Below are 13,730 nucleotides of genomic sequence, written 5' to 3' on the forward strand. Positions count from 1 at the left end.
AAGGAAAGGGGCGTGCCTGGAGTTTCGCGACGAAGGTTTCGAAAGCCCTCAAAGCCGCTTGACATTCCGGCCTGTGAGCGAATAAGTGGTCACAAAATGACTTTTGGTCACTTTGTGACCATTGTCCAATAAAGGGGACGACGTGGCTAGGAAACAGCAGGAAAAATCGCTCCAGACGCAGCGGGAGCTGCTCGAATCCGCCGAAAGGCTTTTCGCGGCCAAGGGGTTCGTGGCCACGACCGTGGCCGAGATCACGGCCGAAGCGGGCTATGCCAAGGGGAATTTCTACCGACACTGGCAGAGCAAGGACGAGATCATGCTGGAGATCATCGCCATCAAGATGCAGTCCTACCGGGCCATGCGCGACGCGGCCCTGAAGCATGCCGGCAGTCTCGAAGAGGTCATGGAGCGCATCCTCGATTTCCTGGAAACCATGATCGACGACCGCAACTGGTCCTCGGTCTTCCTGGAGTTCACCATCCACGCCTCCCGCAACGCGGAGCTCCGCACCCAGCTCAACCAGTCCCTCTACCGGCTGTCCAACGACATCTTCGAGGACATCGTCGCCCCGTACGTGAAGAGCGGCTACCCGGCCAGCAAGATCGGGGCCCTGAACACGGCCCTGTTCGAGGGCTTCCTGATTCATTCGCTGCTGGGCACTGGCACCATCGACCGCAAGGATTTCCGCCGGGCCGCCATGCGGCTGGCCCTGGCCAACGCCCTGGACACCCAGGAATGAAACGGGCCGGCGCATGGGGCGCGGCCGCACCTGTCACACGGAGGATTTTCGAGATGAGGCTGTCTTTTCGGGTCGCGGCGCTGGTCGCCGCCGTGCTTGTCCTGGGCTTCTCGGGTTCGGCCATGTCCGCCGGGCCGGTCAAACTCTCCTACAGCAACTTCTTCCCGCCGACCCACATCCAGTCGCAGTTGGCCGAACAGTGGTGCCGCGAGGTCGAGGCGCGGACGAACGGGCAGGTCGTCGTCGACTACTACCCGGCCGGCACCCTGACCAAGCCCAAGGATTGCTACGACGGCGTGGTCCAGCGCATCTCCGACATCGGCCTCTCGGCCCTGGGCTACACCAAGGGGCGCTTTCCGGTCTTGTCCGGCGTTGACCTGCCCATGGGCTACACGTCCGGCATCCAGGCCACCAAGCTGGCCAACGCCGTCTTTGAGAAGTTCAAGCCCAAGGAGTTCGACGACGTCCACGTGCTGTACTTCCACGCCCACGGCCCGGGCAAGCTGCACACCGCCGGCAAGCCGGTCAAGAGCATGGACGACCTCAAGGGCATGAAGATCCGCGCCACGGGCAACAGCGCGGCCGTCATCACCGCCCTGGGCGGCAACCCCGTGGCCATGTCCATGCCCGACTCCTACCAGTCCATCCAGAAGGGTGTCGTCAATGGCGGCATCTACCCCGTGGAGACCAACAAGGGCTGGAAGATGGCCGAGGTCGTCGACTACCTGACGGACACCACGGCCGTGGCCTACACCACGACCTTCTTCGTGGTCATCAACAAGGACGTCTGGGCCGGCCTGTCCCCCGAGGTGCAGAAGGCCATGACCGACGTCAGCGTCGAGTGGGTCGGCAAGCACGGCCAGGCCTGGGATGACAGCGACAAGGAAGGGCTGGACTTCTTCCTGGCCCAGCAGGGCAACGCCGTGGTCACCCTGGACCCGGCCGAGGCCGAACGCTGGACCAAGGCCATGGAACCCATCTTCACCGAGTACGAGGCAGAGTGCGCCAAGGCCGGCGCCGACGGCAAGGCCGTGGTCGAGTTCATGCGGGCCAACCTGAAGTAGGCGGGTCGATTATCGATTGACAGGCGGCGATGGTCTGTGTTGTGGCGGCCGCAACCCAGGCCATCGTCGCCTGCATTTTTGCGTAAAGGAGCGTATTTGTGGAAGGAATCGAGAAAATACTGGCCAAGGTCGAAGGCGTCATGCGCGTGGCCGCGTGCCTGAGCCTGATGGCCATGGTCCTGATCACGGTGGCCGATATCAGCGGGCGGCTAAAGCAAAGTCCGATTTTCGGGTCCGAGGAGTTGGTCAGCTTCCTGGCCGTCCTGGCCCTGGGGCTGACCCTGCCGTACGCACACTCGCACCGCTCGCACATCGGCGTGGAAGTTTTCGTGCAGCTCCTGTCGATGCGGGTGCGCCGTCGGCTCAAGCTTTTCCGGGAGATCCTCTCGATCCTCTTCTTCGCCATGGTTACGGCCATGATAGGCCTCTATGCCCGGGACAAGCAGCTCTCGGGCGAGGTGTCGATGAATCTGGGACTCCCTGAGCACGTGCTGATCTACGTTCTCGCCGCCTGCTTCGCCGTGACCACCCTGGCCATGATCGTCGATTTCATCCGCTTCCTCGGCCAGTGGAGGCAGTCATGAGTCCGGCCTTCATCGGCTTCATCGGCATCGCGGTCATGCTCGTCCTCTTCTGCACGCGCATGCCCGTGGCCTTCGTCATGGCCGTGGTCGGGTTCGTCGGCTTCTCGGTCCTGACCTCGGTCCAGGGCGGCCTGAACATGGTCAGCCGCAGCATGTACGAGGTCTTCGTCTCCTATGACCTGACGACCATCCCGCTCTTCATCCTCATGGGCCAGCTGGCCTTCAACGCCGGCATCAGCCGCCGCCTCTACTCCACGGCCTACCACTTCTTCGGTCACATCCGCGGCGGCCTGGCCATGGCCACGGTTTCGGCCTGCACGGCCTTCGGCGCGGTCTGCGGGTCGAGCCCGGCCACGGCCGCGACCATGGCCACTGTGGCCATCCCCGAAATGAAGCGCTTTGGCTACCGCGACCGCCTGAGCGCCGGGGCCGTGGCCGCCGGCGGGGGGCTCGGCATGGTCATGCCGCCGAGCGTGGTGCTCATCATCTACGGCGTGCTCACGGAGCAGTCCATCGGCAAGCTCTTCGTCTCGGGCATCCTGCCGGCCTTCATGCTGACGGGCCTCTTCCTGGCGGCCATCGCCATTACCTGCCGCCGCCATCCCGACTACGGGCCGCCGGCCGAACACTTCTCCTGGCCCGAGCGCATCAGGTCCCTTTCGGGCCTGACGGATACCCTCATCGTCTTTGCCGTGGTCCTGACGGGTCTGTTCAAGGGCTGGTTCACACCCACCGAGGCCGCCTCCGTCGGCGCCTTCAGCGTGCTCGTCCTCGGTCTGGTCCGGCGCCAGCTGAATCTGAAACTCGTCATGAAATCCCTGGAAGAGACCCTGCGGACCTCGGCCATGATCCTCTTCCTCGTGGCCGGGGCCGTGGTCTTCGGCAAGTTCCTGGCCGTGACCCGCATCCCCTTCACCACGGCAAGCTTCATCGGCGGCCTGGAAGTCCCGGCCCTGGCCGTCATGGGGCTCATCGTCCTCATCTACTTCCTCGGCGGCTGTTTCATGGACTCCCTGGCCATGGTCATGCTGACCGTGCCCGTCTTCTACCCCGTGGTCATGGACCTGGGTTACGACCCCATCTGGTTCGGGGTCATCATCGTGCTCATAACGGAAATGGGCGTCATCACGCCGCCCGTGGGCATCAACGTCTACGTGGTCTACGGCGTGACCACGGGCATGAAGCAGAACATCAGCCTGGAGTCCATCTTCCGCGGCATCTATCCATTCCTGCTGGCCACCATGGTCGGCATCGTCATGCTCTTTCTCTTCCCCCAGATCGTGACCTTCCTGCCGTCGCTCATGTAGCCACAAACGACCGGCGGGCGCATCCCCGCTCCTGTCCCTTCGAACACGCCCGCACCGGGGCCGGAAGACATTCCGGCCCCGGTGCGTTTCAAGCGTGCCAGTAAGGTTTCAACGACGTTTGGTGGGTGCTCCGGCCATCGGGTTCTGAGCCGTGCCGCAACAGTGAAGCCGCGGTAAAGATACAGTAATCGAAAACCCCCGCCGCATAGAGCGACGAGGGTTTCGTGCAGTGAGCCTTCAGCTGGGCTTCGGGTATCGGGCCGGCTGCCTCAGCAGGATTTCCAGCTGATCTCGATCTCCAGCTTGGTCTTGGCTTCGCCGTCCTTTTCCTTCCGTTCCACGCTGTATTCGATCTCCACGTCCTTGGGCACGGCGACCTTCACGGTGCCGTCCTCGGTGGCGAATTCGATCTCGCGGCGGGAGAGTCCCTCGGCGATTTCCTTGAGCAGCACTCCGGCCATGTATGCCAGGCGGGTTTCTTCGATTTCCACGAGCTTCTTCTTGTCGGACATGTCTTCCTCCGTATCGTTGGGGTGATCCAGTTCGAGGTTAGCCATCAAAAGATAGTCCGCTTGGGAAAAAGTCAAGCGTGGCCGCGTGGCGTCACGTTCCCGTCGCTATTCCTTTTCGAGGCCCCGCCTGTATTGGAAGAAGACGTCCTTCATGCTCGTGTAGTGGTCGAAGGACTCTTTCTTGATTTCCTTGTAGGTAGGCAAGGCCGCCGACGCCGCATTGGTCTTGTCATGCCCGATGAGGGCGTATCTGGCGCTGTCGGGCGTGACCAGGGACAGGGGGTTCAGGAACGAGTCCGCCACGGTGCCGAAGATGTCGCGCACCGAGGACGGTCCCATGAGGGGCAGGACGACGTACGTGCCTTCGCCGAGCCCGTAGAAAGCCAGGGTCTGGGAGAAGTCCTCGGGGGAGGACTGCAGGGCCTCCATGTTTCGGGTCACGTTGAACAGGCCACCAACGCCGAAGACCGTGTTCAGGGCGAATGAGGCCGTCTCCTTGGCCATCTTGTCGAACTTGAACTGCAACAGGGCGTTCACCAGCCTGACGGGGTAGGCCAGGTTGCGGTAGAAGTTGCCGAAGCCGTTGCGGATGTCCTGGGGGAAGAAGCCGGTGTAGAACGTATCGAAGGGCGAGAAGACATAGGTGATGAACCCGTCGTTGAAGGAGAACACGCCCCGGTTGAAGCCCTCGATGGAGTCGGGGTAGGGCTCGCCGTTCCCGTTGTCCTCGTATTCGTCGCCGTTTTGGGCGACCGGCGCCGCAGCGTCGGCGGCCATGGAGGGGGCGGTTTTCTTTCCGGCGCAGCCCTGCAGCATGAACACGGCCAGGGCGACGCACACGAGGACGAGGATGCGCTTACTCATTGGTTTTTTCCTTCAGGATGGCGATGAGTTGATCGGGCGAGTTCTTCTGCAGGATGCTCTGGAACTGCGAACGGTAGTTCTTGACCAGACTGACGTTCTCCACGGACACGTCGTAGACCTTCCAGGAGGCGTCCTTGCGCAGCATGTAGTAGATGACGGGAATGTTCAACTGCGGCGAGGTGATGGTGGTGTGCACCTCGGCCTGAGTGTCGGACTTGATGATCTCCTGGTTGAAGGCCACCACTTCGCCGTTGTAGGCCACTGATTTCTTGAGATAGACGCTCTTGATGAGTTCCAGAAACAGGACCTGGAACTCGTCGCGCTGCTGGGGGGTGAAGGTCCGCCAGTATTGTCCGAGGGAGCGTTTGGACAGTTCCTCGGAGTCGAAGAACTCGTCGACGATGCCCTCGATTTTCTGCATCTGCGCGTCACGGGTCGTCTCGTCCTTGTATTCCGGCGAGGTCAGGATTGCGACCACGGCGTCGACGTTGGAGCGGATGTAGCTTGTCGGCGTGTCCATTGCCAGGGCCACGCAGGGCAGCAGAAACAGGAGAAGAAACAGTTTTTTCATTTTTCGACGCTTCCGAATACGTATTTGGAGATCATTTCCTCGATGTCGAGGGCAGCCTGGGTGTCCTGGATCACGCCTCCGGTCTCGAGCATGGCGTCGTCGGCGCCGGGCGTGATGCTGACGTACTTGTCGCCGATGAGGCCGCTGGTCTTGATGGCCGCCACGGAGTCCACGGGGATGCCCACGGCGTTCTGGACCTGCATGGTCACCACGGCCTGGTACAGGGTCTGGTCCAGGGTGATGTCTGCGACCTTGCCCACGGCCACGCCGGATATCTCGACGTTGCTCCCCGGCCGCAAGCCGTTCACGGCCGTGAATTTGGCAGAGACAAGGTACGAGTCGCCGGAGAAGAATGTCGTGTTGGCCAGGGTCATGGCCAGGTACGCCGTACAGCCGAGCCCGATCAGGATGAACAGGCCGATAGAGATGTGCATGGATGAGCTTGAGATTTTCATACGTACTTCTTGGAGGTTGCAAGTGCTTCCTGAACAGCCGTGCAGGCGTTGACACCCCTGGTGGCCAGGGTCCCGCCGATTTCGACCTGCAGTCTGTGCCGGTGGCAGAAGGTTTCGACGCTCAGGGCCCCGAAATAGTCCGCGAGACGCTTCAGGAAGGTCTCAAGGACGGATGTGTCCCTGGTCTTGGCGGCCAGGACGAGAATTTCCTTGGAGAACATCCCGGCGCAGGCTCCCGCCGGCAGGAAGCCCTGCACGTACTTGGCCAGCTGCTTGATGATGGCGTGTGCCAGGAGGTTCCCCTTGTAGTCCATGATGGTCCGCATGCCCACCAGTCGGATGGTGGCCACGGCCAGATGCTCGTCCCGGCCCGATCCGGCGCTGAAATCATCGATCTTGCGGGTCAGGGCCAGTCTGTTGTGCAACCCCGTCAGCTCGTCGATGAGCAGCTCGTGGCCGTGGGTGTAGGGATAGAGCTCCGGGTCGGCCGACTGTTCCAGGGCGATGGGGGAGCCTGAAAAGACGATGTGCCCATCATCCAGGATGTTCACGGTCTGGGCGATGTAGAAGATGTCCGGGATGTCGTGGGTGATGATGACCGCAGTGAAATTCAGCTTCTCGTAATAGTGGTGGATCATGGAGAAGACGGTCTTCTTGCGGATGGGGTCCAGGCCCGTGGTGGGCTCGTCGAAGAAGATGATCTCCGGCTCCGTGACCAGGGCCCGCGCAAGGGCCACGCGCTTCTGCATGCCCCCCGAGATCTGCTTGGGGTACATGTGGGCCACTTCCTGCAGTTCGAGCTGCTCGATGCGCGCCCTGACCTTGTCCTCGATCTGGCGGCGCTTGAAGACGAACTTCTCCCGCAGGGGCAGGGCGATGTTCTCGAAGACCGTCATGGAGTCGAAAAGGGCGTTGTTCTGGAACATGTAGCTGCAGCGCTTCTTCACGGCCGAGAACTGGCGGCGGTTCATGGTCGAGTAGGCCTGGCCGTCGAAGACGATGTCGCCGCTGTCGGGCTCGATGAGTCCGATGATGTGCTTGACCAGGACGCTCTTGCCCCCGCCGCTCTTGCCGATGATGGCCGTGATCTCGTTGCGCCGGATGTCCAGGGAGGCGTTCTTCAGGATGGTCCTGCCGCCGAAGGCCTTCGTGATGTTGCGCAGTTGGATGAGTGGTGTCTCGCTCATGGGCTCACATCAGGAAGGAGGTTATGACGTAGTCGGCGATGAGGACGTACACGCAGGACTGGACCACTGCCGATGTCGTGGAGTTGCTGACGCCTTCGGCGCCGGCGCTCGACTGGTTCTGGTGGGTGTAGTAGCCGCAGTAGCAGCAGATGGTGATGACGATGAAGGCGAAGACGAAGGACTTGATGAAGCCCCCCGTGACGTCCTCCAGGAGCAGGCTCGACTGGATCTTGCTGAAGTAGATGCCCGAGCGGGTGCTCAGGAGCAGGGACGAGAAGTAGCCGCCCATGATGCCCACGCAGTCGAAGATCGCCGTCAGCAGCGGGAAGCATATCAGGGAGGCGATGACCTTGGGCGTGACGAGGTAGCGTACCGGGTCCACGTCCATGGTGGACAGGGCGTCGATCTGCTCGGAGATGCGCATGATGCCGATCTCGGCGCTGATGCTCGACCCGGCCCGGCCGATGAGCATGATGGCCGTCAGCACCGGCCCCAGTTCGCGCACCAGGGACAGTGCCACGGCCACGCCGAGCATGCCTTCGGCACTGAACTTGATGAGGGTGTAGTAGCCCTGCAGGCCCAGAACCATGCCCGTGAAGAAGGCCACAAGGATGATGATGTTCAGGGATTTGAAGCCGATGAAGTGGATGTTGTAGAGCACCTTGGGCAAAAGCTTGCGCACGTGGATCATGCCGAGGACGGACATCAGGGAGAATACTCCCCACTGTCCCACGTTGCGTACGATGGACAGCGAAGTTGCCCCGATCAGCGCGGGGAAGGCGGATAAGCTTTTCATGAACGCTCTGCGTCTGCCTGCAGCAATTCCGTATAGTGCGCGATGGCTCTGGCCACCGCATCGCTGGTGTTCGGGGCGGTGATGTACGTGTCGTCGCCCAAAAATGAATTTTCGATCTTGAAGGGCACATGCGCCATGTCGAGCATGTCCCTGTCGTTGTGGTCGTTGCCGATGGCGGCGATCAGCGCGTCCTGCATTCCGTGACGGTCGATGATATCCCGCACTCCGGCGGCCTTGGAGACGCCCGCCGCGAAAATCTCGATCCACACGGAGTGGCCGTCCAGGGGCGAGGTGGCCCTGATGACGCTTAAGCCCGCGAACTCCCGGGCGAGGCGTGCATGCAGTCCCTCGTCCGCTGCGTCGACGACAGCCAGAACTTGCGACGCGGTGTCCATGTCCGGGCAGTCGTCCATCTCGCGCCCATGCGCCGCATGCAGGGCCAGCCTGCGCTCGAAGTCCTCGACCGGCTTCAGGCCCCGCCTGTAGGCGAAGCCATGGTTCCTCGGAAAATCGTCATGGACCATGAAGTTCAGTCCGAGCCCGCGTAAAGCAGAACAGATAGCCTGAATTTCGTCCGCCAACAAGCGTGAAGAACGCAGCACCTCCCGCGTCCCCCAGTGCATGACCTGATTTCCCGTGGACAGGACGATGTAGTCGGCAGGAAAGCCGTGCGGCAGGCAGGCTTCGGCCGAGTGCAGGGAGCGTCCCGTGGCGATGACCCGCAGGATCCCGCGACAGCCGAGGGTCCCGAAGGCTTCGAGGTCCTCGGGGGAGATGCGTCCGTCGCGCAGCAGGGTGCCATCCAGGTCGCTGACGAAGATGCCGCGGTACGGGCTCATATCAGTTCGAAGCTGCTCATGGACACGGGGGCGTTCAGGCTTGGCAGCACCCGCTCCAGGAAAACGCCTTCGCGTTCCGGAAAATTGTGGCCGAATGTCGTTCTGATGGCCATGGACACGAACTGTACGGCCCTGTCCAGGGACAGGGGGAGCGAGTCGCCCTGCAGGAGGGAGCCGCATATCACGCTGGCGAAAATATCTCCAGTCCCTGGGTAACATGCCGGAATATAAGGGCATGCAACTTTCCAGTAGCGGCCGGCCTCGCGGTCGTAGGCCACGACGGAGGTGCCCCTGACGGAGTCTTCGGGCACGCTGGTGATGATGACGCAGCGGGGGCCCAGATTCGAAAGGGCCCGGGTCCAGGCTTTGATCTCGTCCGTGTCGGACGGCGCGGGCAGGGACGACTCGCCCAGCAGCAGGCCCGCTTCGGTGATGTTCGGGGTGATGACGTCGGCCGAGGCGACGAGGCTGCGCATGCCGGCAACCATCCCTTCGGCCATGGTGTCGTAGAGTTTCCCGTCGTCGCCCAGGACCGGGTCGACGATCACCAGCGTGTCAGGGTTTCTGAAGTCGCGGATGAAGTCGCGGACGATGCCGATCTGCTCGACGGAACCCAGGAAGCCGGAGTAGATGGCGGCAAAGGACAGGGACAGCCTGCGCCAGTGCGTGATGATGAGGCGCATGTCGTCCGTCAGGTCGCGGAAATGGAAGTCCGTGAAGCCGCCCGTGTGGGTGGAGAGGATGGCCGTGGGAAGGCTGCAGACCTGTATGCCCATGGCTGACATAATAGGGATCACTGCTGAAAGTGACCCCCCGCCGAATCCGGAGAGATCGTGAATGGCTGCTACGCGCTGGATAACGGAATGCAATGCCGGAGCTCCATGACACGGCATTCAATCCTTCCTGGGGAGACCGATTGAAACCGTCGTTGAAAGTGTGCCGCGAGCAATTGCGCCGAAACGGCCTGCTGTCAACGGGTTTTAGCTGTTCAGGAAATCCAGCAGCCCTTTGCCCGCCTTGAAGAAAGGCATCTTCTTGGGCTTGACCTGCACGGATTCGCCGGTCTTGGGGTTGCGGCCGACGTAGCCTTCGTACTGCTTGATCTTGAAACTGCCGAATCCGCGGATTTCGATCCGATCCCCGCGCAGCAGCGCGTCGCGCATGGAATCGAAGAAACTGTCGACGATGGTCGACGCTTCATCGTTGGAGATTTTGATTTTTTCTGCAAGGGACTGGATAAGTTCGCTTTTGTTCATCTTCTGCTCCGGATTGCGATTCATGGATACTGCGGATCGCGGTGTGGTTTCCCTCATGCCGGCATGTCACATCCCTGCCATCACAACGCTTGCTCTTCGGTCATGTCCGTGACGCGCGCGGCGTTCCTCCGAAAATTGAACCCTTGATAATAAAAACCAAGAACTTTGGGAAGTTATTCTGGACATGTTTGCAAAAAAAAAAATTGCATTCGGGCACCGTGCGACCGGACCTGACGGCTTCCAGCCCGGGGAAAGGCAGTCGGAAATGTCACTTGTGTCTGATATTACAGCCGAAAAATAAAAAAGACAACTATCTTCTTGAAAAGACAATCATAAAAATAACGGCCCGGTCTTCGGGCGCGAGGTGCCTCGGAAATGGGGAAAGGGCTAGCGTTTTGCGCGCCGCGAGGATTTTCCGGCGGGTCTTTGCGCCTTCGCTGCCCGCTCGCCCGGTTTCGGGCGCGGGCAGGCGGATCGGCAGGCCGCGGGACGGAGAGGCCGGTGTGGCTTGGCGGACTCGTCCCGCTGACGCGCGGGCCTGTGTTCTTCGGGCGGCATGAGGATGCGGTGCTGGCGCAGTCGTTCCTCGTCGGTCCGGGCCACGTGGACGGGTTTGCCGTCGGGGGTGATGCCGGCCACGAACATGGCCGTGGCCACGGCGCCGGGGATGGGGATGAAGCACTGCACCTGCCGGGGCTTCCAGCCGCGGGCGGCGAGCCAGCGCCCCAGGGCGCGCATGTCCTCGTCGGTGGTGCCGGGGAAGGCGCTCATGAGGTAGGGGATGACGTACTGCTCCTTGCCGGCCCGCTCGGATTCGCGGGCGAAAACCGTCAGGAATTCCTCGAAGACGCGGATACCCGGCTTGCGCATGAGGCGCAGCACGTTGTCGCAGACATGTTCCGGCGCGATCTTGAGCTGGCCGCCGACGAATTCGCGCAGGTATCCCTGCAGGGCGGGCATGTCCTGCAGGGCCAGGTCGAAGCGCACGCCGCTGGCCACGCGTAGCCCTTTCACGCCGGGCATTTTGCGCAGCCGGCGCAGGAGGTCCAGGTGGGCCTTCTGGTCCATGCGGAAATGGGGGCAGACCGTGGGCGTCATGCAACTGGCGCGCTTGCAGGGTTTGTCGTCCTTGGCGCACTCGGCCCCCCACATGTTGGCGCTGGGGCCGCCCACGTCGGAGATCTGTCCCCGGAAACCGGGGCTTTTGGTCATACTCCTGACCTCGTCCTCGATGGAGGCGCTGCTGCGCGAGGCGATGCGCCGGCCCTGGTGCAGGGCCAGCGTACAGAAGGAGCAACCGCCGCCGCAGCCGCGGTGGCTCGTCACGGAGTCGCGGATCATCTCCTCGGCCGGGATCGGCTTTTCGTAGGCCGGGTGGGCCTTGCGGGCGAAGGGCAGGGCGTAGAGGCGGTCCATCTCTTTCGTGCTCAGGCGTTGCGCCGGCGGTTCGACCACGACGACGCGGTCGCCAACGCGCTGGACGGCCCGATCCGTCCCGTCGTGGACCTGCTTTTCCATGAGCAGGGTGGCGTGCATGAGGAGCTTCGGGTCGGCCACGATTTCCTCGTGGCCGGGAAATATGATGTCCGCATCGACGGCTTCGGCGGCCGCGCCCGTCGGCGCGGTCACGGTGCCGGGGATGCCCGTCAGGTCCGAGCCCCTCTCCAGCCGCAGGGCGATGTCAATGAGGGCCCGTTCGCCCATGCCGTAGACCACGGCGTCGGCCTTGGCGTCGAGGATGATGGGCTTGCGCAGGGCGTCGGTCCAGAAATCGTAGTGCGTGATGCGCCGCAGGGAAGCCTCGATGCCGCCCAGGACCAGCGTCAGGCCGGGGAAGGCCCGGCGCAGGAGGTTGGAGTAGACGATGCACGCCCTGTTGGGCCGCGCCCCTGCCAACCCGCCGGGGGTGTAGGCGTCCTCGGAGCGCTTCTTGCGGAAGGCCGTGTAGTGGGCCAGCATGGAGTCGATGGCCCCGGCCGAGACCCCGGCGAAGAGGCGCGGACGGCCCATGACGGTCAGATCCTCGGGTCCGCTCCAGCGCGGCTGGGTGACGATGCCGGTGCGCAGGCCGTGGGACACGAGGGTCCGGCCCAGGAGGGCCATGGCGAAGGACGGGTGGTCGACGTAGGCGTCACCGCTGACCAGAAGCACGTCGAGCTCGTCCCAGCCCAGGCGGATCATCTCGTCGCGGGTCATGGGCAGGAAGGGGGGCTGGGCCAGGGAGGGGCGTGTGAAAAGGCTCATGGTTCGGGGCTATAGGCTGCACGGGAGCGCGGGGCAAGGACAAAAAAGGCGGCCCGAAGGCCGCCAGGAGGGAGATCGACGCAATGGCGTCATGCTGTGCGGGTGAGGACTAGATGTTTTCGCCGACCGGGCCGGAATCATCCGTGACCGGGTTCATGGCGCTGGGGGCATAACCGCCCATGCCTCGATGGCCGAAGTCGTTCTGGCCGTAACCGCCCATGCCTCGGTGGCCGAACCCGCCCTGACCGCGTCCGCCCATGCCGCGGTGGCCGGGGCCCATGGGCAGGTCGATGCCCACTTCCTTCTGCACGCGGGATTCCAGGGCGTCACGCTTGGCGTGGATCTGGCCTCGCAGGTCGCTTATTTCGCGCACCAGGGCGGTGATGGCTTCGGGCTTGGTGTTGGGGTTGCCCGAAAGGGCCTTCAGCAGGGTGCGCTTCTCCCACATGGTGTCGCGTAGGGGCTGGGTTTCCTTGCGATGCTCGTCGAGGATGGCCTTCAGCAGGTCCTGCTTTTCCTGGGTCAGCTGGGCCACTGCCGGGTTGCGGTCCAGAGCCTGGCAGTCGCCGCGTCCGCCCATGCCGCGCATGGGGCCCGCGAAGGAGAGGGTGCTGACGGCGATGATGCCGACGATGGCCAGGGTTGCTATAATGCGTGTGCTTTTCATGATATCCTCCGGTGGTTGATGTGACATCGTTTGTGCACAGAGAATATCAAAGGCCGTGCCAAGTCTGTTTTTTTCGATTAACTCCCTGAGTTGAATAAATTTATTTATCTAAATCGATATTCGGGCAGGATTCGGGACGACCCGGCGGATAGAAACTGATCACTCCGGGTGCTCCCCCTGGTCAGTTATTGACCATCCGCGTCCCGGGTCAGCTTGGGGTTGTTCCAGTGCCGGTCCTTGTCGCGCTTCGTCTTCTTTTCCAGATTGCTGCGGACGGCCTCGGTCAGGTCCACGCCGGTCTGGTTTGCGATGCAGGTCAGCACGAAGAGCACGTCGGCCAGTTCGTCGGCCAGGTCGTTCTTCTCGGTACCCTTGAAACTCTGATCCCCGTAGCGCCGGGTCATGATGCGGGCCACTTCGCCGACCTCCTCCATGAGGATGCCGAGGTTGGTCAGTTCGGAAAAATAGCGGACCCCGTAGGTCCTGACCCATGCGTCGATGTCGTCCTGAAGTTCGCGAAGTTGCATTGCCCCTCCTTTTTCTCCCGCCTACGAAATACCGCCCGGCCTGGCAACGCACACCCGGCAGGGCGCCAGGCAGGGAAATTGCTATGCATCCCCTTCACTGGTACCCTTCCTTTCACAC

Annotated in this window: 16 protein-coding genes; 4 read left to right on the top strand and 12 right to left on the bottom strand. The window is 62.5% G+C overall.

The features are described 5' to 3' along the window. Nucleotides 1-142 precede the first annotated feature (142 nt). From ACZ5AC_RS05995 to ACZ5AC_RS06010, 4 genes are all read left to right on the top strand, one after another. Complete coding sequence (locus ACZ5AC_RS05995; RefSeq protein ID WP_464250046.1) at nucleotides 143-739, top strand: TetR/AcrR family transcriptional regulator; 597 nt, start codon at nucleotides 143-145, stop codon at nucleotides 737-739. Nucleotides 740-792: 53 nt separating this feature from the next. After that, the gene (locus tag ACZ5AC_RS06000; protein WP_464250047.1) at nucleotides 793-1,803 is read left to right on the top strand and encodes a TRAP transporter substrate-binding protein; all 1,011 of its coding nucleotides are present in this window, start codon (nucleotides 793-795) and stop codon (nucleotides 1,801-1,803) included. A 98-nt stretch (nucleotides 1,804-1,901) separates the two neighbouring features. Beyond that, complete coding sequence (locus ACZ5AC_RS06005; protein ID WP_464250048.1) at nucleotides 1,902-2,387, top strand: TRAP transporter small permease; 486 nt, start codon at nucleotides 1,902-1,904, stop codon at nucleotides 2,385-2,387. After that, complete coding sequence (locus tag ACZ5AC_RS06010; RefSeq protein ID WP_464250049.1) at nucleotides 2,384-3,694, top strand: TRAP transporter large permease; 1,311 nt, start codon at nucleotides 2,384-2,386, stop codon at nucleotides 3,692-3,694. Before ACZ5AC_RS06005 ends, ACZ5AC_RS06010 begins: the two co-directional genes overlap by 4 nt. A gap of 269 nt (nucleotides 3,695-3,963) precedes the next feature. Here ACZ5AC_RS06010 and ACZ5AC_RS06015 read toward each other — a convergent pair whose 3' ends face one another. From ACZ5AC_RS06015 to ACZ5AC_RS06070, 12 genes are all read right to left on the bottom strand, one after another. Further along, a complete protein-coding gene (locus ACZ5AC_RS06015) occupies nucleotides 3,964-4,251 on the bottom strand; it encodes an amphi-Trp domain-containing protein (RefSeq protein ID WP_464250050.1) in 288 nt (95 codons plus the stop codon). Between the two features lie 60 nt (nucleotides 4,252-4,311). Further along, the gene (locus ACZ5AC_RS06020; RefSeq protein WP_464250051.1) at nucleotides 4,312-5,070 is read right to left on the bottom strand and encodes an MlaA family lipoprotein; all 759 of its coding nucleotides are present in this window, start codon (nucleotides 5,068-5,070) and stop codon (nucleotides 4,312-4,314) included. After that, entirely contained in the window at nucleotides 5,063-5,641 is a 579-nt protein-coding gene (locus tag ACZ5AC_RS06025; RefSeq protein ID WP_464250052.1) for an MlaC/ttg2D family ABC transporter substrate-binding protein, read from the bottom strand. The genes ACZ5AC_RS06020 and ACZ5AC_RS06025 overlap by 8 nt, the downstream gene beginning before the upstream one ends. After that, nucleotides 5,638-6,096, bottom strand: coding sequence for an outer membrane lipid asymmetry maintenance protein MlaD (gene mlaD, locus ACZ5AC_RS06030; protein WP_464250053.1), 459 nt, complete (start codon nucleotides 6,094-6,096; stop codon nucleotides 5,638-5,640). The genes ACZ5AC_RS06025 and mlaD overlap by 4 nt, the downstream gene beginning before the upstream one ends. Beyond that, nucleotides 6,093-7,283, bottom strand: a complete 1,191-nt coding sequence (locus ACZ5AC_RS06035) for an ATP-binding cassette domain-containing protein (RefSeq protein ID WP_464250054.1) — start codon at nucleotides 7,281-7,283, stop codon at nucleotides 6,093-6,095. The genes mlaD and ACZ5AC_RS06035 overlap by 4 nt, the downstream gene beginning before the upstream one ends. Before the next feature lie 4 nt (nucleotides 7,284-7,287). Then, nucleotides 7,288-8,079 (bottom strand): MlaE family ABC transporter permease, encoded by a 792-nt coding sequence (locus tag ACZ5AC_RS06040; protein ID WP_464250055.1) that lies wholly within the window; start codon nucleotides 8,077-8,079, stop codon nucleotides 7,288-7,290. Continuing rightward, nucleotides 8,076-8,918, bottom strand: a complete 843-nt coding sequence (locus tag ACZ5AC_RS06045) for an HAD hydrolase family protein (RefSeq protein WP_464250056.1) — start codon at nucleotides 8,916-8,918, stop codon at nucleotides 8,076-8,078. Before ACZ5AC_RS06045 ends, ACZ5AC_RS06040 begins: the two co-directional genes overlap by 4 nt. Then, nucleotides 8,915-9,787 carry a pyridoxamine kinase gene (locus ACZ5AC_RS06050; protein ID WP_464250057.1) on the bottom strand — a complete coding sequence of 291 codons (873 nt, stop codon included), beginning with the start codon at nucleotides 9,785-9,787 and terminating at the stop codon, nucleotides 8,915-8,917. The genes ACZ5AC_RS06045 and ACZ5AC_RS06050 overlap by 4 nt, the downstream gene beginning before the upstream one ends. A gap of 111 nt (nucleotides 9,788-9,898) precedes the next feature. Next, nucleotides 9,899-10,174, bottom strand: a complete 276-nt coding sequence (locus tag ACZ5AC_RS06055) for an HU family DNA-binding protein (RefSeq protein WP_464250058.1) — start codon at nucleotides 10,172-10,174, stop codon at nucleotides 9,899-9,901. A gap of 387 nt (nucleotides 10,175-10,561) precedes the next feature. Then, nucleotides 10,562-12,418 (bottom strand): YgiQ family radical SAM protein, encoded by a 1,857-nt coding sequence (locus ACZ5AC_RS06060; RefSeq protein WP_464250059.1) that lies wholly within the window; start codon nucleotides 12,416-12,418, stop codon nucleotides 10,562-10,564. A 109-nt stretch (nucleotides 12,419-12,527) separates the two neighbouring features. Further along, entirely contained in the window at nucleotides 12,528-13,085 is a 558-nt protein-coding gene (locus ACZ5AC_RS06065; RefSeq protein ID WP_464250060.1) for a periplasmic heavy metal sensor, read from the bottom strand. 185 nt (nucleotides 13,086-13,270) lie between these two features. Continuing rightward, a complete protein-coding gene (locus tag ACZ5AC_RS06070) occupies nucleotides 13,271-13,612 on the bottom strand; it encodes a nucleotide pyrophosphohydrolase (RefSeq protein WP_464250061.1) in 342 nt (113 codons plus the stop codon). Nucleotides 13,613-13,730 lie beyond the last annotated feature (118 nt).

It is taken from the genome of Desulfomicrobium aestuarii, assembly GCF_055385525.1.

Excerpts from the sequence above, each read along its gene's own strand:
- ACZ5AC_RS06000 (WP_464250047.1), top strand. The coding sequence starts at position 793 with ATGAGGCTGTCTTTTCGGGTCGCGGCGCTGGTCGCCGCCGTGCTTGTC.
- ACZ5AC_RS06010 (WP_464250049.1), top strand. The coding sequence starts at position 2,384 with ATGAGTCCGGCCTTCATCGGCTTCATCGGCATCGCGGTCATGCTCGTC.
- ACZ5AC_RS06015 (WP_464250050.1), bottom strand. The coding sequence starts at position 4,251 with ATGGCTAACCTCGAACTGGATCACCCCAACGATACGGAGGAAGACATG.
- ACZ5AC_RS06020 (WP_464250051.1), bottom strand. The coding sequence starts at position 5,070 with ATGAGTAAGCGCATCCTCGTCCTCGTGTGCGTCGCCCTGGCCGTGTTC.
- ACZ5AC_RS06025 (WP_464250052.1), bottom strand. The coding sequence starts at position 5,641 with ATGAAAAAACTGTTTCTTCTCCTGTTTCTGCTGCCCTGCGTGGCCCTG.
- mlaD (WP_464250053.1), bottom strand. The coding sequence starts at position 6,096 with ATGAAAATCTCAAGCTCATCCATGCACATCTCTATCGGCCTGTTCATC.
- ACZ5AC_RS06035 (WP_464250054.1), bottom strand. The coding sequence starts at position 7,283 with ATGAGCGAGACACCACTCATCCAACTGCGCAACATCACGAAGGCCTTC.
- ACZ5AC_RS06040 (WP_464250055.1), bottom strand. The coding sequence starts at position 8,079 with ATGAAAAGCTTATCCGCCTTCCCCGCGCTGATCGGGGCAACTTCGCTG.
- ACZ5AC_RS06045 (WP_464250056.1), bottom strand. The coding sequence starts at position 8,918 with ATGAGCCCGTACCGCGGCATCTTCGTCAGCGACCTGGATGGCACCCTG.
- ACZ5AC_RS06055 (WP_464250058.1), bottom strand. The coding sequence starts at position 10,174 with ATGAACAAAAGCGAACTTATCCAGTCCCTTGCAGAAAAAATCAAAATC.
- ACZ5AC_RS06060 (WP_464250059.1), bottom strand. The coding sequence starts at position 12,418 with ATGAGCCTTTTCACACGCCCCTCCCTGGCCCAGCCCCCCTTCCTGCCC.
- ACZ5AC_RS06065 (WP_464250060.1), bottom strand. The coding sequence starts at position 13,085 with ATGAAAAGCACACGCATTATAGCAACCCTGGCCATCGTCGGCATCATC.
- ACZ5AC_RS06070 (WP_464250061.1), bottom strand. The coding sequence starts at position 13,612 with ATGCAACTTCGCGAACTTCAGGACGACATCGACGCATGGGTCAGGACC.